The organism is Geothrix campi (genome assembly GCF_024609265.1).
Classification (GTDB): Bacteria; Acidobacteriota; Holophagae; order Holophagales; family Holophagaceae; genus Geothrix; species Geothrix campi.
In genome coordinates this window covers 62,036-87,153 of the sequence record NZ_JANHMP010000001.1, presented here as the reverse complement: position 1 = coordinate 87,153, position 25,118 = coordinate 62,036, and the positions used below count along the sequence as shown (strand labels likewise).

Genomic DNA, 25,118 nt, shown 5'->3' with positions numbered 1-25,118 from the left:
GACCGCCATGCTCGTGAAGGAGATGATGCGCAGCCCAGTGACGGTGATCTCCGTCGAGGCCACCATCGGCGAGGCCTTCCAGCTCCTCCAGGATCGGGGTTTCCGCCACCTCCCGGTGGTGGATCAGGGACGCCTGGTGGGTATCCTCACCGACCGGGATCTCCGCTTCGCCACCAGCAGTTTCTGCCACACGCCCCGGACCGCCGAGGACCCCGTCTCCGGCGCCATGAGCAGCCCGCCCCTGACCGCCGACCCGCTGGATCCCGTGGAGGACGCCGCGCGGATCATGCGCGAGCACAAGATCGGCTGCCTACCGGTGGTGGACGGCGGTGAGCTGGTGGGCATCCTGACCGGCATGGACCTCCTGGATGCCCTGATGATCCTCACCGGAGTGACCAAGCCCTCCTCCCGGCTTGAGGTGGCCCTCACGGACCGGCCTGGCGAACTGGCCCGCCTCACGGCCTTCCTCGCCGACCGTCACGTCAACATCCATTCCATCCTCACCTATCCCTCCCCCGAGGCGGTCCGCACGGTGCTGAGAGTCGCCTCCAACCAGATCCGCCCCTTGGCGGATGACCTGCGGACGGCTGGGTTCACGGTTCTCTGGCCCATTGCGAAGCCATGGCAACACTGATCTACCGCCCGGAGTACGCCGGGTACGACTTCGGGCCGGAGCATCCCTTCACGCCGGCGCGGCTGAGCATGCTCCTGGACCTGATCCATTCCCTGGGGCACCCGACCTCGCCCGTCGCTGCGCCAGCGGCGACCCGGGAGGAGATCCTGTCCGTCCACGACGAGGCCTTCGTCGCGATGGTCGAGGCCCTGGATCGCGGTGAGGCCCGACCCGAGGCCGAGCAGTTCGGCCTGGGCACGCCCGACAATCCCATTTTCCCCGGCATGGATCTCGCCGCCCGCTGGCTGGTGGGTGGCGCGCTCCACGGGGCGCGTCTGCTGATAGCGGGAACCGACACTCGCGTGCTCCAGCTGGGCGGAGGACTCCACCATGCCCAGAAGGACCGGGCCGCCGGCTTCTGCATGTACAACGATCTGGCCGTGGCCATCCAGGCCTGCGTGGACCACGGCTGGCGCGTGGCCTACCTGGATATCGACCTCCATCACGGCGACGGCGTCCAGAGCCTGTTCTACGGGAATGACCGGGTGCTGACCATCAGCCTCCACGAGACGGGCCACTATCTCTACCCCGGCACCGGCCACATCCAGGAACTGGGCACCGGCTCGGCGCGGGGCCTGAGCGTGAACATCCCTCTGGAACCTTTCACCGAAGCGGAGAGCTACCTGGAGGCCTTCGAGGCTGTGGTGCCCCGGGCCCTGGCCGAGTTCTCGCCCCACGTCCTGGTGGTCCAGGCCGGCGCGGACGCACACTTCGCCGATCCCCTCGGAGATCTGGCCCTGACCACCCAGACCTTCCAGGCGCTCCACCGCCGGATCCTCGAGCTGGCCGAGGCGCACACCCAGGGCCGGGTGCTCGTCACGCTGGGCGGCGGCTACGAGGCCCAGGTGGTGGCCCGCGTCTGGACGATCCTCTACCTCACCCTGATGGATCTCCCCGTCCCAGAAGACCTCCCGCAGGACTGGCTGGATCGGTGGCAACACCTCCTGGGCCCGGAGGTCGGCCGGACCCTGCACGACCCGATCCCGGCCTATCCCGAACTTCCCGGCCGGGCAGAACGGAACCGCCGCAACCAGGACGTGGTCGCGCGCCTGCTGGATTCCCTGGTCCGTTACTGGCTCTAGGCACCAGGAGCCGGGCGGTTCTTCCGGTATCCTCGAAGCATGATTGGACGCCTGCGCGGAGAACTCATCCAGAAGCTGCCGAACCTGGCACTCGTCGAATGCGGGGGCGTGGGCTACGCGGCAGCCATCAGCCTCTCCACCTACGGACTACTGCCGGAAGCGGGCTCCCAGGTGGTGCTGCACACGGAACTGCTGGTGCGCGAGAACGAGATCGCGCTGCTCGGCTTCTCCTCCACCCAGGAGCGGGAACTCTACCGGCTGCTGGTCAAGGTGGATGGCGTGGGACCCAAGCTGGCCCTGGCTGCCCTGGGCGCCCTGAGTCTTGAGGATCTGGTGCGCGCGATCCGGGGCCGGGATGTGAAGGTTCTCACGCGCATCCCGGGCGTGGGGAAGAAGACCGCCGAGAAGATGTGTTTCGAGCTGTCGGAGAAGTTGGGCGGCCTCTCGGGCCTGGATGGCCTCTCCGGAGTGCCTTCCGGCGATCCCTGGGAGGGGAGCCTGCGCTCGGCCATGACGAATCTTGGCTTCAAGGAGGATGTGGTGCTGCCGGTGGTGGCGGATCTCCGCGCCTCGAAGCCGCCCCTGGCGGAGGCCATCCGCCTTGCTTTGAAGGCACTGCAGCGATGAGCACGCGAATCCTCTCCACGTCACTACTCGTCGGTCCCGCCCTGGCCGAGCTCGGCGCCCGCTTCCCGGAGCTGCGTCTGGCGGCTTTCCGCTCGCCCGAGTGGAACGCCGCCCTGCCCAAGGCCGAGGCCCTGGTGGTGATGCTCTCCGAGCCCATCACCGAGGCCGACCTCGAGGCCGCGCCCAGGCTGAAGGCCATCGGCACCTATTCGGTCGGCGTGAACCACCTGCCGGTGAAGGCCTGCCAGGCGCGCGGCATCGCCGTGGTGAACACCCCCGGTGTGCTGACGGACGCCACCGCCGATATCGCCCTCGCCCTGCTGATGGCCGTGACCCGCCGCGTGGCGGAAGGCGAGGCGCTCGTGCGTTCCGGCGCATGGCAGGGCTGGGCGCCGGATCAGTTGCTGGGACCGGCCCTCGCAGGCAAGACCTGCGGCCTCCTGGGTAGCGGCCCCATCGGCCAGGCCTTCGCCCGCCGCGCCCAGGCCCTTGGCATGACGCCCTTCTTCTGGGACCGCGAAGGTCGGGGCGGCGACGTGGACTTCGGTGCCGGCCGGGCGCCGCGCCTGCCCTTGGTGGATCTGCTTTCCCGCAGTGCGGTCCTGTCCCTCCACTGCCCGCTTACGGAGCAGACTCGCGGCATGCTGAACCGCGCCGCACTGGAGCAGCTGCCCAAAGGCGCCGTGATCATCAACACCGCCCGCGGCGGCATCATGGACGAGGACGCCGCCATCGACCTGCTGGACTCGGGCCATCTGGGCGGCGTGGGCCTGGATGTGTACGAAGGTGAACCGCGCCTCAATCCGCGCTGGTTGAAGGCGCCTCGCGCAGTGCTGTTGCCCCACCTGGGATCCGCTACGGTGGAGACTCGCGAGGCCATGTCGCGCCTGCTTTGTGACGGGCTGGCCGGTGCGCTTGGGTGATACCCTGGACTCCCTCACGAGGCACCCCATGGTACGCCCCTGGATCAAGTTGCTCGACCCCGACCTGACGGCGCTCAAGGCCGCCGCCGGGACTTCCTTTGAAGATCGTCTGAAGCTGGCGCGCGCGTTCAACGGACGCGCCCGCCATGCGGAGGCCCAGGAAATTCTGGACCAGCTGCTGGTCGAGGACCGCTCCCATGCGGAGGCCTGGTTCGAGCGCCTGCTCTGCTTCAGCGATAACACCGAGGAGGAGGAGGGCCTGGAACTGCTGGCCCAGCTCGAATCCCTCCGGGACGAACATCCCGAACATGGCGGCTACCTGCGCAACCTGGGTTACCTGCGCCTTCTCCTGCAGGACATCGACGGTGCGGAGATCGCCCTCCAGCAGGCCCTCACCCTCGATGGGCAGGACCCCAAGGCCCTTGAACTCACCGGCCTCGTGCACCTCCATCGCGGGCACCCCGCCGAAGCCAAGGCCTGGCTGCTGAAATCCCTGAGCCTTCGGCCCAAGGATCCCCGCACCCTGCGCCTGCTCGCCATCGCCATGGATCAGCTGGCCGACTGGGCCGGGGCCGAGGCGCAACTGGTGGCGGCGCTCCAGACGGATGGCTCCTACTACTGGGGTTGGCACGCTTTGGGCGAGATGCTGCTGAAGCGCGGCGAACTCGCCGAGGGCCTGCGTTGCATCCAGCGGGCCCGTAGCCTGCATGTGTGCGACCCCGCCAGCTACTTCATCCTCGCCGAGATCTTCAGCGAGCAGGGACATCTGGAACTGGCCCAGGGCCAACTCCATACGCTGATGCTGCTCGCCCCCCCCGCCCAGGTGCTGGCGGAGGCCCAGGCCCTGCTGGGCGAGCTGAAGCGCGACATGGGCGACCGCGAAGGCGCCGTGTCCTACTTCAGCCTCGCCACGGAGACCGATCCCGACGCTTCGAACCCCTGGGCCGCACTGGGTGACATGGCCCGCGAGGAATCCCGCTGGGACGATGCCCTGCGATGCTACCGCGAAGCCCTGATGCGTGAACCCGACGCCGCGGACCTCCAGGTCCAGCTCGGCTATGCCCTCATCGAAACCCGGCAGGGGCCCGCCGCGGAGCAGGCCTTCCTCCAGGCCCTGGAGAACGATCCCAGCGAATACAGCGCCTACCTCGGCCTGTCCGAGGTGTACCGCTTCGCCAACCGCTGCGTGGATCAGATGGGCATGGTGGATCAGGCCATGGCCCTGGCCCCCGATGATTCCGACGTGTGGAACGCCCGGGGCGTAGCCCTGGAAGTGGCGGGACGTCTCAAGGAGGCCACGGAAGCCTATGAGAAGGCTTTGACCCTCGAACCCAGCCACCGCAAGGCGGCCAACAACCTGGGCTTCGTGCTAGAGAAGCGCATGGACCAGGGCGAACCTGAACTGCAGAGCCGTGCCCTGGAAGCTTGGAAGCAGCGGCTGCTCATCTGCCGGGATGCCGGCCAGAGCATGAAGATGGCCACCGAGCATCTCACCAAGCTCGGCGTGGGGGAGGAAACCCTCCGCGAGTGGCTGCGACCGGAGTTCCTCGCGGCCGAGATGGAAGGCTGACACCTCCCGTCACCCCAGCGTTACCAGATAGTTACAAACCGCGGCCCAACCCCTGTGGAAAAGCCTGTGGATTGATCCTTTCCGGCGGACCTAAATCCTGTCGCGAGATGGACTTCGCGGGCCTTTTAATCGACATTCGCATCAATTAAAATCCAACCATGTCAATCTTTATATTGAATACGATTACGGCATCTGCCGATTAACTTCGGAACCGGGTTTTCCACATTTTACGCTTTCTTTCGCATTGACAGGCCGAGTCCCCTTACCGGCCATGAAGAGGGAGGCGAAAAGGCCTTACGCCATCCATTCCGTCACACCGGGTTCTCAGACGAGAGCCTCGGCCTCCCGGAGCTGGACGCTCACCAGGCGCGAGCAGCCCGCTTCTTCCATGGTGACGCCATAGAGGGTGTCCGCGGCCACCATGGTGGGCTTCTGATGGGTGATGACGATGAACTGGGTATCGGCCTTCATCTTCTGCACCATGGCGGCGAACCGCCCCACGTTGGCCTCGTCGAGGGGGGCGTCCACCTCGTCCAGCACGCAGAAGGGGCTGGGCTTGAAGTGGAAGATGGCGAACAGGAGCGAGATGGCCGTCAGGGCCTTCTCCCCGCCGCTCAGGAGGGTGAGGGCCTTGGCGGTCTTGCCTGGAGGCTGGGCCGTGATCTCGATCCCGCACTCGAGGAGGTTCTTCGGATCCTCCAGGCTCAGCTGGGCCTGACCGCCCCCGAAGGCCTCGCGGAAGACCTCCTGGAACCGGTTGTTCACGAAGTCGAAGGCCTCCCGGAACCGCTCCTCGCTGGTGGCGTTGATCTCCTGGATGGTGGATTCGAGATTCCCGATGGCGGCGGTGACGTCCGCCCGCTGCTCATTCATGAAGGCCATGCGGGTTTCCGCCTCCTCCAACTCCTGGATGGCCAGGGGATTCACCCCGCCCAGATCCATGCGCCGCCCCTGAAGCTCATTGAGGTGGGTCTGATGGACCAGCTCGCCTTCCGACCAGGCCTCGCGCTCAGCGTCGCTGATGCCGGCGAGGAAGGCTGGGATATCGAGCCCCAGGGCCAGTTCAACCTCCTTGGCCAGGGCCTCCTGGCTGCCCTGCACCTGGGCGCCGTGAATGAGCACTTCCTGGTGCTGGGCCCGGGCGTTTTCGAGGGCCTCCTGGAATTCGCGGGCCGCCCGTTCCTGTACCCGCAGGGTCTCCTGCTCCAGCTCCAGCCGCGGCTGGGCCTCCTGGGACTGGGCCTGAACCCCTTCGCGGTCCTTCAGCAACCCCTGGGATTCTGATTCCAGCTCCGCCAGACGCCGGACACAGGTCTCCATCCGGGTGGTCTGCTCCGCTGCCTCCACTTCCAGCCGCTGCCTTTCCGCCTCCAGATCGAAGCGGCCGCGCTGGGCCAGCTGGAGGTGGCGTTCGTGGCCATCCCGCTCCGCCCAGACCGCATCCCGGCTGCGTGCCGCCTCCATGCGCTGGTCCCGACGCTCGTCCAGCCGATGCCGGGCTTCGCGGACCAGAGTCTCTGCCTGCTGGATGGCCTCCTCCAGGGCCGTGTCATTGGCCTCTTCCGGGTGGGCTTCCAGCTCCCGGAGCTGACCCTGGAATCCCTTGATCTCGAGTTCGATCTGCTCCCAGAGGGCGTCCGCCCGCTCGCTGGCAGCCCGGATCTCCGCCAGCTGGGTCTGCAACGAAGCCCGCTGGGCCTTCATGGTGTCCGCCCGGCGTCGCAGGGCGCGGAGATCCTCATCGATCTCCACGGACCGCTCACGGGCCGCCCGGCTCTCATCGCCGCCCTTGCCGCGCCGGGCCTCCAGATCCTCGATCTGGTCCAGCAGGGCCTCCCGGGTGGCCTTGGCCTCCTCCTGCTCCGCCCGCAGCTTCAAGGGCGAGGCCGCGGGCGCGGACACCCCCAGCTGCACTGGACCAAAAGGGAGGCGCACAAAGGCCGGCGAGACGAAGGCCAAGTCCGGGTGGGCCAAGGCCAACCCCGGCAGCACCGCGTCGGAACAGCGGAAAGCACGGTCCAGCAGACCGCCGAGTGGACGTTCCGGACCGGCCCATCGGAGGTGCTCGCGCAGAGCCTCGCAGCCGGCGGGGACGGTCGGAGGGGCTCCCCCCGCCTCCAGGGCCAGCAGCAGATGACCGGGTGCCTCTGCCGCCCGGCCAGCCAGAGCTTCATCGGCGGCCAGGACCTGGAGCCAGCTGCCCAGCAGGCGCTCCAGGTCCGGCCGCAGCGCTTCATCAACCGTGAGCAGATCCACGAGGGTCTGCGGGCGGATCCCCTGTTCCTTCAACCAGGTGAGGCCCTTCTGAAGTTCGGCCTCACCGAAGCTCTTGGCCAGCAGATCGGAGATCTGCCGCAGGCGCCGTTCCGCCGCATCCAGTTCGGCCTCGGCCCGATGGTGATCCTGGGCCAGGGTCCGCTGGGCTTCTTCCAGCTGCTCGGCCCGGCGGCGCTGGTCCAGCGCCGCCTCCTCGGCCTGCTCGAGCTGGGCCAGCAGTCCCTCCAGCGCGCGTTCCACCTGGCCGGCCTCGGCTTCAAGGCTTTCCAGGCGCGGGGCGCGGACGGATTCCTCGTGGTTGAGGGTGTCCAGGCGACCCTCCAACTGGGCGACCTGGGTCTGCAACCCGATGCGCTGCTTCTGACGGGCCAGGGCCTCCTTCTGGGAGTCGGCCTTCCGGTCCCGCAGGGCATGGAGGTCCGCCTCCGCATGGCGGAGGGCACCCTGGGCCAGCGCGACGGCCTCCTCGGTCTTGGCCAGCCCCGCCTCCTGCTGGGTCAGGCGCTCGCCGGCCGCCAGCAGCTGGGCTTCCAGCGCCGTGAAGGAATCGCCGGATTCGGCCAGCCGCGCCGCCAGCATCTGGATGTGCTCCTCCAGCCGGCTGCGCTGATCCCGCGCCTCGATCCTTCGGTCCTCCTGGAAGCTGCGTTCCTGGTCCGCCAGCTGGAGGCGCTGGTCCAGGCCGAGCATGGCGCTCGCGCGCTTGGCCTGGGCCTGCTGCTGCTCGTCCACGGACAGGCGCAGGGCTTCAACCTCGGAGGCCTTCTCGGACACCTGCGCCGTGAGCTCGGCAACCCGCCGTTCGACGCCATCCAGATCGTCGAGGATGCGCCGCTTGGCGGCCTCCAGCTCCACCGCCTTCCCGGCGAGCAACACCCGCTGAGTGGCCTTGATCTCTGTGTCCAGTTCCTTGGCCTTGCGGGCGCGGGCGGCCTGCCGGCGGAGCGAATCCATCTGCTTGTTCAATTCGTAGAGGATGTCGTCCAGGCGCTGGAGGTTGCCCCGGGTCTCCTCCAGCCGCTTCTCCGCATCGGTGCGACGCAGCTTGTACCGGGTGATGCCCGCGGCCTCCTCCAGCAGCAGGCGCCGGTCCTTGGGCTTGCTGCTGAGGATCAGATCGATCTGCCCCTGCTGGATGAAACTGTAGGCGCGGGTGCCCATGCCCGTATCCAGCAGCAGATCCTGCACGTCCTTGAGCCTCGCCTCCCGGCCATTGATGCGGTATTCGCTGCCCGTGTCGCGGTAGAGGCGCCGGGAGATGGTCACCTCCCGGGTGGAACCGGGCAGGGTGGGGTCCGGCATGTCGAGAACCAGCTTCACCTCGGCCAGCCCTGTGGGTCGGCGCTGGGCGGTACCGGCGAAGATCACATCGGCCATCTCGGCGCCGCGCAGCATGGAGGCCCGCTGTTCACCCAGCACCCACGCGAGGCTGTCGGAAATGTTCGATTTGCCGCAGCCGTTCGGCCCCACGACCGCGGTCATGCCTCCTGGGAAACTGAGCTTCTGGGCGTCGGCGAAGGACTTGAAGCCATGGAGTTCGAGGGAGATCAGACGCACGCGATCAGCGCTCCAGGAAAAGGGATGGGAACATCTGCCTCCATCATTCCATACCAGACGTGCTCTCCGTCCCTTGGGAATCCGGCAGAGGCCCGGTAGACTCGATTCCTTCCCCTGTCCTGTCAGGAGCCACCAGTGCATCCCCTCTGTCCTCCTTTGTGCGACCCGGCGACGGATGCCCGACTGGGGGCGGTCCATGCGGGTCGGGCGGCTGATTCCACAGAGTGGCTGTCATGAGGCTGCCGTTTCTCCAGGCTCCGGCGGCCTCCCTGGTATGGCTGGAAGCCCATCGGATCCACGCAGGCACTCACCGACGCGGTCTCTCGGGCCCCGCCACGGACGATCAGCTGGCCCAGGCCCTGGCTGCCCTGCCCCAGGGGCCCACGCGCTGGGTGCTGGACGACCTCTGGACCCCCTCCATCCTGATGAGGGACCTCACGGAACTGCCCAAGGGTGCCGAGGCGCAGGAGGCCTTCTTCCGCTGGCGTTTCACCCAGGCTCTGGCCCTGGAGGAACCCCACTTCGTCCAGGCCCTGGAGATCGAGCCGGGAATCTGGCTGGCTTCCGGCATCCGTGAGGAACTCCGGGAAACCCTGCTCCAGTTGGGTCTCCGGCTCGACCGGAACCTCCATGCGCTCACGCCCCGTTGGCTGTACCTCTACAACCTCCTGGCGCCATCGCTGAACCTTCCGGGCATGCTCCTCTCCCTCAGCCCCGCCGGCCAGGGCCGCTACGCCGGCACCCTGGTGGCCTGGGGCCGGACCCTCTGCCTGCTCCGCCAGTGGTCCGAACCCATGGATCCCCAGGGCTGGAACGAGGAGCGCATCACCCCCAGCGCGGCCTTCCTCCAGCGGGAGTCCCGGACCCCGCAGAGTCTGGCGATCTGGGGCGCCCCGACCTGGCCGGATGCCGGCATTCCGGCCCGCATCCTGGATGATCGGTTCGCCCTCGTGGAGACGCCCTGATGGCCGTTCCCACCCTCCACCTCAACCTGGCCCCGCGCCCCAACCTCTGGCGGCAGCACCACCGGGTCCTCGGCTGGGCGGCCCTTGGCCTCGGTCTGGTCTTCCTCCTCGGCTCCCTGGGCCTCACCTGGCGGGCCTACCACCAGGCTGGCCGGGCCGGACGCGACGCCGTGAGCCTGACCGAGGAGACCCGGCGGGCCGCCCGCTCGGAAGCGCAGATCCAGGCCTCCCTCCAGGGCATGGACGCCACCCGCGAGCAGGCCCGGTGGAAGCTGGCTGAACGCATCCTCCAGGAACGGAGCCTGCCCTGGTCCCGCGTGACCGCCGAACTTGAGCAGTGCATGGCCCCCGGGATGCGCCTGAAAGGGCTCCAGCGGACCCGCGGCAACGCGCAGCAGGTTGTGATGAAGATCAAAGGTGAGGCCCAGACCCGCGTGGCGGAGGCCGCGTTCGTGGACTCCCTCCGTACGGCCCCGGTGTTCACCGAAGTCATCCTGGAGCGCGAAGCAGAGCGCCAGGGTGGTGGCTGGGATTTCGAACTGAGCCTGCCCGCCGCCGCGGTACCTCCCCCTTTCGTCTTTCATCCGGTGAAGACCGGCTCCGCCACCGCTGAACCTCCTGTGGCCAAACCCGTTCCCGCCGCCCCCCGACCCGCGCCCGCTGTTCATGTCCCAGCTCCCGGGGCCGCCCGCCTCGCACCACCGCCGACCGCTCCCGCAGCGCCCTTGGTGCCAGGGGGCAAGGGGGCAGGCCAGGCTCAGCCAATTCCCGCCGAGGATGAGGAAGCGCGGCCACCCAGAGGTTCCCGCTATACCAAGAGGCCCCCCCGATGAGCAGCCCCCTCCGCGCAAGCCGCCTTCGACTGGCGCTGGGCGCCCTGGGCCTGGTCCTGGGCCTCGGCGTGGCGTTCTTCCTGCTCCCCGACGCCTCCCAGCAGCTGGCCCAGAAACTGAAGGCCAAGCGTGAGGCCGAGCTCAACCGGAACCAGCAGGTGCAGCAGCTGCAGGAACTCCAGCAGTTGGCCGACCGCATCCGCCGGGGCCGGGATACGCTCGAAAGCCTGGAGGCCCGGTTGCCCAGAGGATCCGCCGGGGAACTCCAGTGGAGCCTCAGCAAGACGCTGCACGAGCTCGCCAAAAAGCACGGGCTCCGACTCCTGACGGTGAAGTACGGCCTCCCCAGTCGGGAGGGCACGCGCGGTTCCGACCTGGAAGCCGTGGATGTGGAATTCGTGGCGGTCGGGGTCTACGCCAACCACAAGGCCTTCATGCTCGAGCTCGAAGGCTCTGGGCTGCCCTTCGCCGTGCGGGATGGCCGCCTGGAGGAGAGCCCTGAAGGCGCGCGGCTCGATATCGTGCTTCGGGCCTTCCGCAAGGCCGGTGGGCCGGAACGTGAGGAGGAGGCATGAGCACGCCAGCCCGCGCCTTCGACTTCCAGTCGATGCTCCAGGAACTCCGTGGCAACCGCCGGACCCAGGCGGCACTCGTGGCCTTCGCCCTGGTCCTGGCCTATGCGCTCTACACCATCCTGGCCCCGGACACCCCCCGGACGAAGCGGCCCGCCTCCGCAGGGACCGGCTCCACTCTGGATCCACGCCAGCTGCTGGGATTGCGCAAGCTGCCCGATCTGGCGGCCCTGGACCGTGCCGGCGAGCTCCCCCCTGGGGCCAAGGTGCAGCGTGACCTCTTCCTCTTCGAGGCGCCACCGCCTCCCCCCAAGCCCGTCAAGCCGCCGCCGCCCCCACCACCCCCCACTCCAGAGGAGGTGGAACGCCAGCGCCTGGCCCAGGAGAAGGCCGCCGAGTTCGCGGGGAGGCCCCAGGATCTCCGCTACCTGGGCTTCTTCAAGGGGAACCCTTCGGGCCTGGTGGGTGCCTTCATGAAGGGTGAGGAGCCCGTGACCCTGATCCAGGGAACCGTCCTCAGGGAACGCTGGAAGCTCGTCTCCATCCTCGAGACTCGCGCCGAATTCCAGAACACCAAGTACCCCGACCTGCGGTTGGTCCTGGAGGCCCGCGAAGCCTCCGGCGGCGCGCCCGTCAATCAATTCTGATCCGAAGGATGCCTCCGATGCCGCTTTCCTCCTTCGCCCCCTTCCGGAAGATCCTCGCCGTGGCCGCGGTCCTGCTCCTCGCCGTCGGCTGCAGCCTCCACAAGGCCAACCAGGCCTATGACGAAGGCCGCTACGACGACGCCGTGGCCTCCTACCGCGAGGTGCTGCGTCGGGACCCCTCGAACACCAAGGCCCGCATCGGCATCAAGCGGGCCTCCCAGCGCGCCGCGGAAGGTCACCTCGCCCTCGCCCGGCAGGCGGAACAGCGCGGCATGAGCGATACGGTGTTAACTGAGGTCCGGAAGGCCCTGGTGCTGGATCCCGACAACCAGATCGCCCAGGATTGGCTGCTCCGGCTGGAACAGAAGGTCGCCCAGGACAGGGCGGAAGCGGACGCCGCCGACGACATCGAGGCGATGAAGGCCAAGGCCGATACCGTGAACGCCGTGCAGTTGAACCCGCGGTCCCTCGAGGGCATGGACCTGAACTTCAGCCGGCGCACCAGCCTGCGCGAGATCTTCGCCACCCTCAGCCGCGCCTCCGGCGTGAACATCATCGCCCATTCGTCCTTCCAGGATCAGACCATCTCCATCGACTTGCGGGGCCTGCCCTTCCAGCGGGTGCTGGACACGCTCATGCTGCAGAACGACCTGTTCTACAAGGTGATCGACAAGAACACCATCATGGTGTTCAAGGCCACGCCACAGAACCGCGATCTGTACGAGAACCAGCTCCTCAAGACCTACTACCTGTCCAACGCCGACCCCACGGAACTGCGCTCCACCCTCACCACCCTCAACCCCCAGCTGCGGGTGTTCACGGACAAGCGCATCAACGCCATCATCGTGAAGGCCAAGCCCCTGGAGCTGGCCGTCGTCGACCAGGTGATCCGCAGCCTCGACAAGGCCAAGGCCGAGGTGATGGTCTACATGGAGCTGATGGAAGTCACGGAGAACAGCCTGGAACAGGTGGGCCTGCTGCCGGTGATCAACGCCTCCGACACCTCGGGCACCTTCCGGATGGGGGCCACCACGGTGAACAACACGTCAGGCCTGAACACGAATTCGGGCTTCACCAAGATCCATACCGCCGACATCCGCGTGCTGTTCCCCAACCTCGCCCTGGACTTCCTCAAGGGCAACGGCGACGCCCGCCTGGTGGCCAGCCCCAATGTCCGCGTGCTCTCCGGCGAAACCGGCGAGGTGAACATCGGCGAAAAGATCTCCACCACCCAGAGCCAGTTGTCCCTGCCCACCACGGGCACGACCGGCACCGCCTCCGCCTCCTCGCTCCTGGGCGGCGTGGGCCAGACCTCGTTCTCCTACGAGGACGTGGGTGTGAAGATCAAGGTGGAACCCCGCGTCCACCACAACGGTGAGATCACCCTCAAGATCAACAGCCTCGTCACGACCTTGAAATCCGGCTCCACGCCGGGTCGCCCGGACCTCGGGAAGCGGGAGATCATCACCTCCGCTCGCCTGCGCGATGGCGAGACGGCCATCTTCGGCGGCCTCTTGAAGGACGAGGAGCAGAAGAGCCTGCAGGGCATCTGGGGCCTGGCCGACATTCCCCTCATCGGGCGGCTGACCGGGAACACCCGCAACAGCAAGGCCAAGACGGACGTCATCCTCACCATCCGCGCGGTCCTGGTGCGGAAGCCAGTGCTCACGGAACTGGACCTTGCCGCCTTCAACCCCGACGATGCGGCTTCCCAGTCTGGCCAGTTCGTACCCAAGGCATCGAAGACCCCCACGCCCGGATCCGTCCCCACCAATGGCCCCGCGGCCCCTGGGCAGAAACCCGGCCCGGCCCAGTCCGCACCCGCGACCCCGCCTGCCACCGCTCCAGCGACTCCCGCGCCCATCGGTCCCGTACCCTCGGACGCCATTCAGGAGAAGAAATCTGAAGGGCCCGCCGGTGATCAGCCTCCCGCCACGGCATCAGACCTGGTGATCTTCATGACCCCGGTGGCCTCGGAGGTCAAGGTCGGCGAACGGGTCCAGATCGGTCTTACCGTCAGCGGGGGCCGAGGTCTCAGCTCGGGCACCGTGGAGCTCCGTCTGCCCGCCGGCCTCAAGCTGGGCACCGTGGCGCCCGGTGATTTCATCACCACCGAAGGCGGCAGCCTGGAACAGTTCCCGGGCAAGGAAGGCGTGCTTAAGCTCGTCTTCAAGCGCAACAGCGCCGAAGTGGATAGTGGCCTCCTGGCCACCCTCGACCTGGTGGGCCTCACCCCCGGCAACGCCCCCGTACTCATCCAGAGCGGGCAGTTCCTGGCGGGTACCAACCCCATCTCCGGGCGCTGGTCCAACGCCCTCGTGACGGTGCAGTGAGCCGCCAGGGCGGCTTCACCCTGCTGGAGCTCGTGGTCACGGCCACGGTTCTGATGATCCTCGCCTCCGTCACGGTGCCCCTGGCCCGCAATGGCCTCAAACGCCAGCAGGAGCTGGAGCTGCGCCGCGACCTCCGGGAGATGCGGCTGGCCATCGACGACTACAAGAAACAGGCGGACCAGCAGAAGATCAAGGCCCCGCCCGCGGAGGCGAACGGCTATCCCGAAAGCCTGGAAGTGCTGGTGGAGGGCGTCCCCGCCGCCGGCTCCATCAGCAAGAAGGTGCGGTTCCTCCGCCGCATCCCCGTGGATCCCTTCACGGGCAAGGCGGAATGGGGCCTCCGGAACTCCAGCGATGATGCCAACAGCACCAGCTGGGGCGGCGGTCATGTCTACGACGTCTACAGCCTTTCCCAGGGCACCGGCATGAACGGCATCCCCTACCGGGAGTGGTAACCCACGGCCCGCGCCGAGAAACGGTGTTGCCTCGAAGCGTGGTCCACGCTAGGCTTGGAGTTCGGCACATCCGGAACCTTCGGGGACTGGCCTGCTCTTTCAAGCGGATATGGCGGAATTGGTAGACGCGCTAGTTTCAGGTACTAGTGTTCACAAGACGTGGGGGTTCGAGTCCCTCTATCCGCACCACCATTCGACGCACGTCCCGAAGGGGCGTGTGGAGAATAGGGCCGAACGCGACCGAAGGGCGCGTTGCGGTCCGCAGGCGGCGCGAATGCGACGCCAAGGACGGTGGCCAGCGGCCGCCGCCAAGATGAAGCCCAATCCTCCTGGGCCTAAGCTTTGACAAAGGCATCTGGCCTCCTCCAGATTCGACCCACCTTCGGTACGGGACTGAGGGTTCGGGTGACGGGCGATCCCCCGAAAAGGAGCCACCATGGCCCTGAACGTTGAACAGAAGAAGATCATCATCGACGACTACAAGCAGCACGAGTCGGACACGGGTTCGCCCGAGGTGCAGGTCGCGATCCTGACCAAGCGCATCAATGACCTGACAGAGCACTTCAAGACCCACACCAAGGACTACCACAGCCGCCGCGGTCTCATGATCATGGTGGGCCAGCGCCGCCGCCTGCTCGACTACCTCAAGAAGAAGAGCAAGGAGCGCTACGCCACGCTGATCGAGCGCCTCGGCCTCCGTCGGTAAGGAAGGCTTCTTCTCCCAAAACGCCCGCGCAAGCGGGCGTTTTGCTATGTTCAGAAGATGGATCTGAAGCCCCTGCCCCGGCCCGAACACCCGGACCCCTACACGGTCACCGACCGGCGGTTCGTCTACGATTCACCCTGGATCCGCATCCGCGAGGACCACTTCCGCCATCGCAAGGGCGCCGAAGGCCGCTATGCCGTCTGCGGGTTCCACCGCACCGCCTGTGGCGTCCTGGCCCTGGATGACCAGGACCACGTGGTGCTCGTGGGCCAGTGGCGCTATCCCCTGGAGGCCTATTCCTGGGAGATCCCCGAGGGGGGCGGCGATGTCTCGGAGAGCCCCTTCGAGGCCATGCGTCGGGAACTGGCAGAGGAGGCCGGCCTGGCCGCGCAGGTCTGGGAACCCCTCGCCTTCTTCCACACCAGCAACTCTTCCACCGAGGAGGAAGCCTTCCTCTTCCTGGCCACGGAACTCAGCCCCATGGCCGGCCACCACGCCGAGGACGACGAAGAGCTGATGCTCCATCGCGAGTCCTTCCAGGACTGCCTCCGCCGCGTGCTGGCTGGCGAAATCACGGACAGCCTCACAGTGGTGGCGCTTCTGGCCCTCCAGGGCCGGCGGACCGGTGTGGCCGCGACCCTGGATCCGGCGCTGGCGGAGCGGTTCTTCCAGCGGCCCCAGGACCATCCCTCCGCGGGCCGAGCGCGCTGGCGAGAGCTGGACGCGCCATGATCCTCACGCTGCATCCCGAGACCCCCCAGGCGCGCCACCTCGAGCGCATCGCGGAACTGCTGCGGCGGGATGGCGTCATCGCCTACCCCACGGACACGCTCTTCGGGCTGGGCTGCCTGGTCTCCCACAAAAAGGCCGTGGACCGCATCCACCAGATCAAGGGCCGCGACCCCAAGAAGCCCATGTCGATCATGTGCTCGGACATGGAGATGCTCTGCCGCTATACCCGCCACCTGGACACGCCCACCTTCCGCATTCTGAAACAGCTGCTGCCCGGGCCCTACACCGTGCTTCTGCCCGCCAGCCGGGAGGTGCCGCGCTACCTCCAGAACAAGCAGGTGGTGGGCCTCCGCATTCCGGACCAACCCTTCTGCCACGCGCTGGTGGCCCTGCTCGGCGAGCCGATCATCACCACCAGCGTCGCCCTGCCGGAGCAGCCCGTCCTGAATACCGCCTGGGAGATCGAAGAGGAGCTGGGTCACGCCCTGGATCTGGTGGTGGACTGCGGCCAGCCTCTGGGCGCACCCAGCACCATCCTGGATCTCAGTGCCGAAGAACCCGCCCTCCTGCGCGAAGGCGCGGGACCCTGGCCGATCTGATCACTTCGCCTTTTCAGCCGCCTTCTTCCGCAGGGCCAGATACTCCTCCTCGCTGAGGAGGCCGTCGCGCTTGAGTCCCTCGATGCGGCGCAGAGCCCCTTCCAGGTCGAAGGCCGGAACCGGTGCCGGGAGCGGCCCGGCTGCAACCTGTGCAGGTGGGGCCGCCGCCTGCACAGGTTGGAGGACAGCCTGTGGCGCCGCGGAGGCCGCCAGCAGTCTTCCCAACTCCTCGCACCACCGCTCGAATCGGCCTGGGAGGTAGTCAGCTCCCGGGGTTCCGAGGGTGTCGTGGAAAGCCCCGAGCAATTCGCCCGTATCCCCATCCACGAGCTTGAGGTCGAAGGACAGGGTGACTTTGCCGGCCGCCATGTAGTCATCGGCCTGACCCACCGCATCCACCACCCGCGCAATGACGTGGAGATCTCCACTGGTGGCGGAAACAGGAAGGCGCCCCTTCAACCCGCGGCGAATCCCCCGGTCCAAGCCCGCGGGCAGGGATTTCTCCATCCGCTGGAGGAGAGTCTGGTCCTTCATGGCCCGCTTGCCCAGCAGCCACGCGGGCGCTTCCCAGGGCTTGAGCTGGATCGCCCGGTTCTGCAGGTTCAGGCCCGGCTTCAACCACTGGAAACCCAGGACCTTTGATGGTTGGAAGGTGGCGGCCGACCCGAACCAGGCCGGATCCAGCCGCCCCTCATCCAGGCCTCCGGCCTGCGCCAACAGGAGGGCGGGGATCAGCAACAGCAGGGCGGCGGACGATCTCATCAGCACTCCGGCAGGTTCACGGTGAAGTCTAGCGGCATCTCCAGCACGTTCACAGCGAGGCCACCCCGGGCGGTCTCCTTGTACTTGGTCTTCATGTCGGCACCGGTGTCGCGCATGGTCTTGATGACCTTGTCCAGGCTCACGAAGTGATGGCCATCGCCGTACAAGGCCATGCGAGCGGCGTTGATGGCCTTCACGCTGGCCATGGCATTGCGCTCAATGCAGGGCACCTGCACCAGACCGCCGATGGGGTCGCAGGTGAGGCCCAGGTTGTGCTCCATGCCGATCTCCGCCGCATTCTCCACTTGATCCGGCGTGCCGCCCATCACCTCGGCCAGGGCCCCGGCCGCCATGGAGCAGGCCACGCCTACCTCGCCCTGACAGCCCACTTCGGCGCCGCTGATGGAGGCGTTTTCCTTGTAGAGGGCGCCAATGGCTCCGGCCGTCAGGAGGAACCGCACCACGCCCTCGTCCGTCGCTCCGGGCACGAAGCGGCGATAGTAGTGCAGCACGGCGGGGATGATGCCCGCGGCACCGTTGGTGGGCGCCGTCACCACTCGGCCCCCCGCGGCGTTCTCCTCGTTCACCGCCAGGGCATAGAGACTCACGAAATCCAGGGCCGTGAGGGGGTCCTTCAGGGCCGTTTCCGGTGTCTCCGTCAGGCGGCGGTACAGCGAGGGCGCGCGACGCATCACTTTGAGACCCCCGGGAAGCAGGCCTTCGGTTGCACAACCCCGCCGCACGCAGGCCTGCATCACGGACCAGATCTCCAGGAGACCCGCTCGGATCTCGGCCTCGGAACGCCAGGCCTGTTCGTTCTCCAGCATGAGCTGGCTCACGCTGAGCCCCGCCTCATGGCAGCGCGCCAGCAGTTCGTTGCCGGTATGGAAGGAATGGAGGAGTTCAGGACCAGGTGTGGCCAATCGCGGAGCGCCCTCCTCGACCACGAAACCCCCGCCCACGGAGTAATAGACCCGACCCTGCAGGGGACCCCCGGCCGCGTCCAGGGCTGTGAAGCGCAGGCCGTTGGGATGAAAGGGAAGGCTCTTCCGCAGCAGGAGCAGGTGCTCCGGTTCGTGGAAGGCGACCTGATGCCGGCCTAGGATCGACAGGCGTCCGGTATTGCGGACTTCCGCCAGCAGCCCCGCCACCGCCTCCACGTCCACGCCTTCCGGGGTCTCGCCCAGCAGGCCCAGGATCACCGCCTTGTCGCTGCCGTGGCCCTTGCCGGTGGCACCGAGACTGCCAAACAGCTCAGCCCTCACGACCGAGACGGCCTCCAGCAGGCCCGCGGCCTCCAAGCCAAGCGCGAAGCTGCGCGCCGCCCGCATGGGCCCCACCGTGTGCGAGGAACTTGGCCCAATGCCGATACGGAAGAGGTCGAAAACGGATAACACCATGCCTCATTGTCCCGCGGATCGTAATCAATCCACCCGGTAATGGCAACCGCGGCTTTCGGGGTTCTGGAGGGCGGCGTTCAGGATCAGGCGGGCGCAGAGGATGCCGCTGCGGAGTTCCAGCAGTTCCCGGCTGAGGGGCGCCTCGTGGTAGAACCGCTCGATGCGGTGGGCCAGGTAGTGCAGATCGGACTTGGCCCGCTCCAGGCGGGCGCTGCTGCGGACAATGCCAGCGTAGTTCCAGAGGGTGCTGCGGATGAGGCGCCAGTCCTGGTCGATGAGCAGGGGGTCCGTTTCCTCCTGGTCTTCCGGCATGCGCCAGGCGGCCAGATCGCCGGGATCCGGATCCACCGTATCCCGCAGCTCCCGCACCGCGGCGTCGGCACCATGGAAGCCCCAGACCAGGCCCTCCAGCAGGCTGGTGGAGGCCAAGCGATTGGCGCCGTGGAGGCCCGTGCAGGCCACCTCTCCCGCCGCGAAGAGACCCGGGAGGCTGGTGCGGCCGTCAAGATCCACCAACACGCCACCACAGAAGTAGTGGGCGGCTGGCACCACGGGGATGGGCTGGCGGTGCGGATCAATGCCCTCGGCGCGGCAGGCGGCCATGATCGTGGGGAAATGCTCGTCGAGATCCAGCTTCGCGGCCACGGGGGTCAGATCCAGGAAGCCGCAGGGGTCTCCGCTGACCGCCATTTCCTGGAAGATGGCCCGGCTCACCACATCGCGTGGAGCGAGCTCCATCTGCTCAGGGGCGTACTTCGCCATGAAGCGCTCGCCCTTGCGGTTCACCAGCTGGGCGCCCTCGCCCCGCAACGCCTCGGTCAACAGCGTCCGGGGCTTGCCGGGGACGTAGAGGGTCGTGGGATGGAACTGGAGGTACTCGCAATTCACGATGCGCGCGCTGGCCCGGTAGGCCGCGGCCAGCCCATCGCCGGTGGCGCCCGGGGGATTCGTGGTGTGCAGGTAGAGGTAGCCGAGCCCCCCGGTGGCCAGCAGCGTCCGACGGGCCAACAGCCCCTCCACCTGCCCCGTGGCGGGATCGAAGAGGAAGGCGCCGTGGACGCGGATGGGCTCGTAGACCCGCACCGGGCTGACGCAGTGGTGGGGGCTGGTGATGAGATCCACCAGGCAGAGCCCTTCCCGCAGACGGATGTTCGGGTGCTTGCGGACGGCTTCGCTGAGGGCCGTCTGGATGGCCAGCCCCGTGGCGTCCTTGGCGTGGTAGATGCGCCGGGCGCTGTGCGCCGCCTCGGCCGTGGGATCGGGCGTCCCGTTGTTCCCCAAGTCGAAGGGCACGCCCAGTCGCTCCCAGAGGAAGCTCCGGCAGAGTTTCGGCCCCTCCTCGGCCAGCTGCCGCACGGCTTCAGGACGGCAGAGGCCCGCGCCCGCGGCTTCGATGTCCGCGGCCAGCAGGTCGGGGGAATCGCCCTCCTCCGGCGGAGGCTGGCCGATGATGCCGCCCTGGGCCCAGGCCGTGTTGCTGCCGCCCAACTCGTCCTTGGCCACCAGCACCACGGAAACGCCCTGATCCGCCGCGCGCAGGGCCGCCGAGCAGCCCGCGATTCCGGCTCCCAGCACCAGCAGATCGGCCGTGTCCTTCATGCCAGCTCCCAGGTGGGGCGGTCCAGGGCCCACAAGGGCCCAATCACCGCATCATCGTCCGCGTCGTCCGTCCCGCGTCTTCCATGGTCCAGCCGCCGGGTCGTCAGGTCCAGCGCCACTTCGGCCCGCACCTCGCCCCAGGGTGTGGCGACGCGGCCGGCGCACGCTTCCAGGCGGCCCACGCCTTCCTCCCACAGGGCCAGCATGCCCCGCAGGTTGTGCTGCTGGAGGTGATGGTAGCCGCCCGTCAGCAGGATGAGGCCCTGGAGCTGCCCTTTCAGTTCTCCCTCGGCCGCATCCCACAGGGGTTCGAGGGCGTCGTGGCACTCGTGGTAGAGACCGTGGTTGAAGAGGGAGACGCCGCAAGCCAGCGGATAGCGCGCGCCCAGGGGCAGCGGGGTGAGCGCCGCCAGCTGCCAGCCGCAACGCAGGCTCACGAGAGGCCCCCAGGCCCCCCAGGCCGCGGCGGGACGCCAACCCGTGGCCCCCGCTTCCGCGGTGTCCGGCCAGGCGGCAAGGTGCGCCGTCCAGGCTGCGGCAGGATCATGGTGGCCCAGGGCGCTCAGCATGCGGGCCGCATGCTTCAGCAGTTCCGCTTCGGGGATCCCTTCCGGATGAGCCTTCCGTAGCGCGGGCGCCCCGAGGATCGTGGGCCAGACCAGGACCTGGCGGGCCTCCGGGTCGCCCAGGGCCGCCTCCATGCGGGCCTGGAAGAAGCGCTGGATCTCCAGGGGGAGCTGCGGCTGGCGCTGCCAGAAGGGGGTCTGGTTGCAGTCGTCACTCATGGTTCCACCCGCAGCCGCAGGACCAGGCCGCCCTGATCGTTCTCATCCGCCCCGGCCCACTGGCAGCCAGGGATGCGCCCCTTCAGCACCTTCCGTGGATCGCCCTGGCCATGGAGCAGCAGCCAGCGCGCCACCTGACCCCGGTATTTCTTCGAGAAGTGGCTGATCGCCTTGCCGCGGGCATCCAGGATCTCTACCGTGTGTCGGGGCCGGGTCCAACCCTTCAGCAGATCGGCGGAATCGCCGGGCAGCAGCTCCCAGACAGGGCCATCGGGGAGGGCCTCCAGCTGCGCAGGCAGCGCCTTCCGCCAGTGGGTCTTCAAGCCCGGAATGGCACCCAGCTTGAGTTTGTAGGGCGGCATCATCTCGTCGCCCCGCACCAGGCCTCTGAGATTGGACAGGATGAATACCTGCTTCCAGGTCTCCGGCGGCAAGCTGGCCGCATCCAGCGCCTGGAAGGCCACACCCGCATAGCGCGCCAGGGCCGGCAGCAGCGGCACGGGGCGCGCCAGGGCCAAGGCTTCACTGCGAGCCTTGGCCAGGGCCAGATCCTTCACATCGAAGGCCTTCCTCAAGGCTTCCGGTGATCCAGTCTTGGCCAAGGCCACCAGGCGCTCCCGCACCCAGCGCTGCGTTGGAGTCTCCGCCAGGCGACTCCGCAGGCCTCCGCCAGCCTTCTCCTCGGAGGGGGCGAGCAGGACGATCGGCAACCCCGTCATCGACCCTCCACCCAGGCCTCGAGGGTGGTGAGGTGGATTCCCCCCAGCAGCTCGCGCAAGCGACTTCCGTAGCCCCGGAGAGCGATGCTGTGGGTGTAGCGGTGGCCCAGGGAGATGCCCGCCAGCCGGGGTTGTTCCGCATCCAGTTCCCACGGGTGCAGCACCAGGGGCGTGCCCGCATCTTCGAGTGCCAGATCCTCCAGGGCCCGACGGACCAGGCCGTACGGCAGCACCCTCGGGCCCCAGCCCCAGAGCGGCATGCGGACCGGCCCGGACCAGAGCACGGGAGGCGGGAGCTCCCACAGGCCTTCGTTCAGCCGGTAGGGGCGCCGTGGCGCCGCGGGATCCCCGATGACCGCCAGGGGCACCCTGCTGGAGTCGTAGCGGAATCCGAGTTCCGGGAGATCCCGCCACCAATCCGCCGCCGCGCCACGCAGGCTCCACTCCGGCGCCCGGTAGCCCACCACGGGGCAGCCGCTGAGGTCTTCAAGCAGGGCCTTGCCGTCACGCACCGCGCTGCGCCAGGCGGCTCGGTTCAGGTCGAAGGCCCGGCGATGCGTGAGTCCGTGCAGGCCGATGGCATGGCCCTGCCCCGCGATCTGCCTCAGCAGCGAGGGATGGCGGCGAGCCTGATCACCCAGACAGAACCAGGTGGCCGTGGCGCTGAGCTCTGCGCAGAACGCCAGCGACCGCTCCGTGGCCAGCGGCAACCGGCACTCGAAGCGATCCAGGGCCTCGGGCTGATCGTAGGGCGGGCAGCAGAGCTGGAACCAGTCCTCCCAGTCCAGGGAGAGGGGCAGGCGGAGGCTGCTCAGGTGAAGTTCCGCTCGGAAAGGCTGATGAACTCCAGGGAGAAATCATCGAGTTCGGTCTGGAACTGCTTCAGCTGGCCCTGGAAGAAGTTGTAGGCCATGAGCGCGGGGATGGCCGCCACCAGACCGATGGCCGTGGCCACCAGGGCCTCGGAGATGCCAGGTGCCACCGTGGCGAGGTTGGCATTGCCCGTGGCGCCGATGCCCCGGAAGGCGTCGATGATGCCCCAGACTGTGCCGAACAGGCCGATGAAGGGGCTCACGGCCGCCACCGTGGCCAGGCCGCCGAGCGATCGCTCCAGGCGGCCCATCTCCACCACGCTGGCCCGCTGGAGGCTGCGCTCCACAGCCTCCATGCTGCGGAGCTGGGGGCGCCCGTCAGGGCCCACCTGGCGCAGCTGATAGGTGACTTCGCCATAGCCCGCCACGAAGAGGCCCACCAGGGGGCTCATGGCAAACCGCTCCACCTGCTGCTTCAGGTCGCGCCAGTCCGTGGCCCGCTTGAAAGCGCCGCGGAAGCGTTCGGACACCTCGCGGCTGCGCCGGTAGAGCAGCGCCTTCCGGATGATCACGACCCAACTCAGCAGCGAGAACGTGAAGAGGATCGTCAGCACCGATTTGGCGACGGGGCCCGCATGGAGCATCACCTCCAGCAGGTTGACCTCATTGCCCGTGGGTGCCGCCAGAATCGCCATGCTGCCTCCGTCCAGGAAATGATAGCAAGCGGGGATGCGGCTACACTGGGTCCTTTGCGCGAGGACGCCATGCAAGTGCTGGTCATCGGGTCAGGTTACGTGGGACTGGTGGCTGCCGCCTGCTTCGCGGAAGCTGGCCACCATATCCTCGGGGTGGATGTGGACGCCGCCAAGGTGGCCACCCTCGCCCGGGGTGAATCCCCCATCTTCGAACCGGGCCTCGACGCGCTTCTCGCCAGGCATCTGGCCTCCGGTGCCCTGCGGTTCACCACCGACCTCAAGGCGGGCATCGCGGAGGCGGATGCCGCCTTCATCTGCGTGGGCACCCCCCAGAGCGAAGACGGAAGCGCGGACATGAAATACGTACTGGCCGTGACGGGCCAGATCGGCCGGGCCATGGCCCTGCGGTCCAAGGAGGCCAAGCCCCTCATCGTGGTAGACAAGAGCACGGTCCCGGTGGGCACGGCCGCCCGCGTCCATGCGGAGATCGCCGCTCAGACCGACCGCCCCTTCGAAGTCGTGAGCAACCCGGAGTTTCTGCGCGAAGGCTCGGCCATCGAGGACTTCCTGGAGCCTGACCGGGTGGTGGTGGGCTGTCGCACGGACCACGCCGAAGCCGTGATGAAGGGCCTCTACCAACCCTTCCTGGACCGCAGCGGCGGCAAGTGGTTCCGCATGGATCCCCCCAGCGCCGAGCTCACCAAGTACGCAGCCAATGCCATGCTGGCCCTGCGCATCAGCTTCATCAACGAGATCGCCAACCTGGCTGAAGCCGTGGGCGCGGATGTCGACCACGTGAAGACGGCCATCGGCGCCGACCATCGCATCGGCCCCGCCTTCCTGAACCCCGGCCCCGGTTTCGGCGGTTCCTGCTTCCCCAAGGATCTCCAGGCCCTGCTGAAGGTGGGTCGGGAGTATGGGCAGCCGATGATGACCCTGACCGCCACCGTGGAAGCCAATCGCCATCAGAAGCAGGTGCTCCTGCGCAAGCTGAAGGCCCATTTCGGCGTGAAAGCCGGCGTACCGGCCCCGTTGAAAGATCGGCGCTTTGCGCTTTGGGGCCTGGCGTTCAAGGCCAACACGGATGACATCCGGGAGAGCATGGCCCTGGAGCTCATCGAAGGGTTGGTGAACCTGGGGGCCGAAGTCGTGGTCCATGACTTCGCCGCCATGGATGCCGTGAAGGCCAGGATCGGCGACAAGGTCCGCTACGCCGCCACCCCGTTGGAGGCCTGCGAGGGTGCGGATGCCCTGCTCATCGCCACGGAGTGGGCCGAGTACAAGGCGGCCGACCTCGAGGCCGTCGCCAAGGCCCTCAAGTCACGGCGCATGTTCGATGGCCGCAATCTGTTCCGACCAGAGGCCATGGAGGCCAAGGGTTGGATCTACCATTCCCTGGGACGCCGCACCGTGGAGGCCAAATGACCCACACCCGCATCCGGCTTGAGGACATCGCCCACGCCCGCAGTGGCGACAAGGGGGACGGTTCCAACGTGGGCGTCATCGCCTATACGGAGGCCGGCTATCGTTTGTTGCAACAGGAACTTACGCCGGAACGTATCAAGCATCACTTTTCAACCATATGCAAAGGTGGTGTTGAACGCTTTGAAGTTCCTAACCTCAAGGCCATCAACTTCATCCTCCACGATTCGCTGGGCGGGGGCGGCAGCGAAAGTGTGAAAACTGATGCCCAGGGCAAGACTCACGGGCAGGCCCTGCTTAGAATGGAACTCGACCTTCCGGCCGGCCTGGCGCTGGCGGATCTCAAACCCTGAAGGGCATTCGCACCCCGCCA

Annotated in this window: 24 protein-coding genes and 1 tRNA gene; 17 read left to right on the top strand and 8 right to left on the bottom strand. The window is 67.7% G+C overall.

Annotation, left to right across the window (positions count from 1 at the left end):
• Window positions 1-7 precede the first annotated feature (7 nt).
• The 5 genes from NOV65_RS00430 to NOV65_RS00410 are packed head-to-tail and all read left to right on the top strand — an operon-like array spanning window position 8 to window position 4,875.
• Entirely contained in the window at window positions 8-634 is a 627-nt protein-coding gene (locus NOV65_RS00430; RefSeq protein WP_257303246.1) for a CBS and ACT domain-containing protein, read from the top strand.
• Window positions 622-1,755 carry an acetoin utilization protein AcuC gene (locus NOV65_RS00425; protein ID WP_257303245.1) on the top strand — a complete coding sequence of 378 codons (1,134 nt, stop codon included), beginning with the start codon at window positions 622-624 and terminating at the stop codon, window positions 1,753-1,755. The genes NOV65_RS00430 and NOV65_RS00425 overlap by 13 nt, the downstream gene beginning before the upstream one ends.
• A gap of 39 nt (window positions 1,756-1,794) precedes the next feature.
• The gene (gene ruvA, locus NOV65_RS00420) at window positions 1,795-2,382 is read left to right on the top strand and encodes a Holliday junction branch migration protein RuvA (protein WP_257303244.1); all 588 of its coding nucleotides are present in this window, start codon (window positions 1,795-1,797) and stop codon (window positions 2,380-2,382) included.
• Entirely contained in the window at window positions 2,379-3,305 is a 927-nt protein-coding gene (locus NOV65_RS00415; protein ID WP_257303242.1) for a 2-hydroxyacid dehydrogenase, read from the top strand. The genes ruvA and NOV65_RS00415 overlap by 4 nt, the downstream gene beginning before the upstream one ends.
• Before the next feature lie 28 nt (window positions 3,306-3,333).
• Window positions 3,334-4,875: a tetratricopeptide repeat protein gene (locus NOV65_RS00410; RefSeq protein ID WP_257303239.1), complete on the top strand. Its 1,542-nt coding sequence runs from the start codon at window positions 3,334-3,336 to the stop codon at window positions 4,873-4,875.
• A 324-nt stretch (window positions 4,876-5,199) separates the two neighbouring features.
• On the opposite strand, the gene NOV65_RS00405 is transcribed toward NOV65_RS00410, so the two are convergent.
• Window positions 5,200-8,709, bottom strand: coding sequence for an AAA family ATPase (locus NOV65_RS00405; protein WP_257303237.1), 3,510 nt, complete (start codon window positions 8,707-8,709; stop codon window positions 5,200-5,202).
• Between the two features lie 233 nt (window positions 8,710-8,942).
• Here NOV65_RS00405 and NOV65_RS00400 point away from each other — a divergent pair, with 233 nt between their 5' ends.
• From NOV65_RS00400 to NOV65_RS00355, 10 genes are all read left to right on the top strand, one after another.
• Window positions 8,943-9,674, top strand: coding sequence for a hypothetical protein (locus NOV65_RS00400; RefSeq protein ID WP_257303234.1), 732 nt, complete (start codon window positions 8,943-8,945; stop codon window positions 9,672-9,674).
• Window positions 9,674-10,507: a hypothetical protein gene (locus NOV65_RS00395; RefSeq protein ID WP_257303233.1), complete on the top strand. Its 834-nt coding sequence runs from the start codon at window positions 9,674-9,676 to the stop codon at window positions 10,505-10,507. The genes NOV65_RS00400 and NOV65_RS00395 overlap by 1 nt, the downstream gene beginning before the upstream one ends.
• The gene (locus tag NOV65_RS00390; protein ID WP_257303231.1) at window positions 10,504-11,082 is read left to right on the top strand and encodes a hypothetical protein; all 579 of its coding nucleotides are present in this window, start codon (window positions 10,504-10,506) and stop codon (window positions 11,080-11,082) included. Before NOV65_RS00395 ends, NOV65_RS00390 begins: the two co-directional genes overlap by 4 nt.
• Window positions 11,079-11,726, top strand: a complete 648-nt coding sequence (locus NOV65_RS00385) for a hypothetical protein (RefSeq protein ID WP_257303229.1) — start codon at window positions 11,079-11,081, stop codon at window positions 11,724-11,726. The genes NOV65_RS00390 and NOV65_RS00385 overlap by 4 nt, the downstream gene beginning before the upstream one ends.
• A gap of 17 nt (window positions 11,727-11,743) precedes the next feature.
• Window positions 11,744-14,059 (top strand): secretin N-terminal domain-containing protein, encoded by a 2,316-nt coding sequence (locus tag NOV65_RS00380; protein ID WP_257303228.1) that lies wholly within the window; start codon window positions 11,744-11,746, stop codon window positions 14,057-14,059.
• Window positions 14,056-14,514: a type II secretion system protein gene (locus NOV65_RS00375; protein WP_257303226.1), complete on the top strand. Its 459-nt coding sequence runs from the start codon at window positions 14,056-14,058 to the stop codon at window positions 14,512-14,514. The genes NOV65_RS00380 and NOV65_RS00375 overlap by 4 nt, the downstream gene beginning before the upstream one ends.
• A 103-nt stretch (window positions 14,515-14,617) precedes the next feature.
• Window positions 14,618-14,703: transfer RNA gene (locus NOV65_RS00370), tRNA-Leu, on the top strand.
• Window positions 14,704-14,950: 247 nt separating this feature from the next.
• Complete coding sequence (gene rpsO, locus NOV65_RS00365; protein ID WP_243293268.1) at window positions 14,951-15,220, top strand: 30S ribosomal protein S15; 270 nt, start codon at window positions 14,951-14,953, stop codon at window positions 15,218-15,220.
• Between the two features lie 57 nt (window positions 15,221-15,277).
• Window positions 15,278-15,952 (top strand): NUDIX domain-containing protein, encoded by a 675-nt coding sequence (locus tag NOV65_RS00360; protein WP_257303222.1) that lies wholly within the window; start codon window positions 15,278-15,280, stop codon window positions 15,950-15,952.
• Complete coding sequence (locus NOV65_RS00355; RefSeq protein WP_257303220.1) at window positions 15,949-16,551, top strand: L-threonylcarbamoyladenylate synthase; 603 nt, start codon at window positions 15,949-15,951, stop codon at window positions 16,549-16,551. The genes NOV65_RS00360 and NOV65_RS00355 overlap by 4 nt, the downstream gene beginning before the upstream one ends.
• Here NOV65_RS00355 and NOV65_RS00350 read toward each other — a convergent pair whose 3' ends face one another.
• The 7 genes from NOV65_RS00350 to NOV65_RS00320 all read right to left on the bottom strand — a co-directional run bounded on the left by NOV65_RS00350 (window position 16,552) and on the right by NOV65_RS00320 (window position 23,323).
• Window positions 16,552-17,313, bottom strand: coding sequence for a hypothetical protein (locus NOV65_RS00350; protein WP_257303218.1), 762 nt, complete (start codon window positions 17,311-17,313; stop codon window positions 16,552-16,554).
• The gene (locus NOV65_RS00345) at window positions 17,313-18,713 is read right to left on the bottom strand and encodes an L-serine ammonia-lyase (protein WP_257303216.1); all 1,401 of its coding nucleotides are present in this window, start codon (window positions 18,711-18,713) and stop codon (window positions 17,313-17,315) included. Before NOV65_RS00345 ends, NOV65_RS00350 begins: the two co-directional genes overlap by 1 nt.
• A gap of 24 nt (window positions 18,714-18,737) precedes the next feature.
• Window positions 18,738-20,312 (bottom strand): L-aspartate oxidase, encoded by a 1,575-nt coding sequence (gene nadB, locus NOV65_RS00340; protein WP_257303214.1) that lies wholly within the window; start codon window positions 20,310-20,312, stop codon window positions 18,738-18,740.
• Window positions 20,309-21,097 carry a DUF309 domain-containing protein gene (locus NOV65_RS00335; RefSeq protein ID WP_257303212.1) on the bottom strand — a complete coding sequence of 263 codons (789 nt, stop codon included), beginning with the start codon at window positions 21,095-21,097 and terminating at the stop codon, window positions 20,309-20,311. Before NOV65_RS00335 ends, nadB begins: the two co-directional genes overlap by 4 nt.
• The gene (yaaA, locus tag NOV65_RS00330) at window positions 21,094-21,816 is read right to left on the bottom strand and encodes a YaaA family protein (protein WP_257303210.1); all 723 of its coding nucleotides are present in this window, start codon (window positions 21,814-21,816) and stop codon (window positions 21,094-21,096) included. The genes NOV65_RS00335 and yaaA overlap by 4 nt, the downstream gene beginning before the upstream one ends.
• Entirely contained in the window at window positions 21,813-22,526 is a 714-nt protein-coding gene (locus NOV65_RS00325) for a DUF3473 domain-containing protein (RefSeq protein ID WP_257303208.1), read from the bottom strand. Before NOV65_RS00325 ends, yaaA begins: the two co-directional genes overlap by 4 nt.
• A gap of 101 nt (window positions 22,527-22,627) precedes the next feature.
• The gene (locus NOV65_RS00320) at window positions 22,628-23,323 is read right to left on the bottom strand and encodes a MotA/TolQ/ExbB proton channel family protein (protein ID WP_243285902.1); all 696 of its coding nucleotides are present in this window, start codon (window positions 23,321-23,323) and stop codon (window positions 22,628-22,630) included.
• A 69-nt stretch (window positions 23,324-23,392) separates the two neighbouring features.
• Between NOV65_RS00320 and NOV65_RS00315 the strand changes: the two genes are divergently transcribed.
• Together NOV65_RS00315 and NOV65_RS00310 are read left to right on the top strand one after the other, a co-directional pair.
• Window positions 23,393-24,748: a UDP-glucose dehydrogenase family protein gene (locus NOV65_RS00315; protein ID WP_257303206.1), complete on the top strand. Its 1,356-nt coding sequence runs from the start codon at window positions 23,393-23,395 to the stop codon at window positions 24,746-24,748.
• Window positions 24,745-25,098, top strand: a complete 354-nt coding sequence (locus NOV65_RS00310; protein ID WP_257303204.1) for an AtuA-related protein — start codon at window positions 24,745-24,747, stop codon at window positions 25,096-25,098. The genes NOV65_RS00315 and NOV65_RS00310 overlap by 4 nt, the downstream gene beginning before the upstream one ends.
• Window positions 25,099-25,118: the final 20 nt, after the last annotated feature.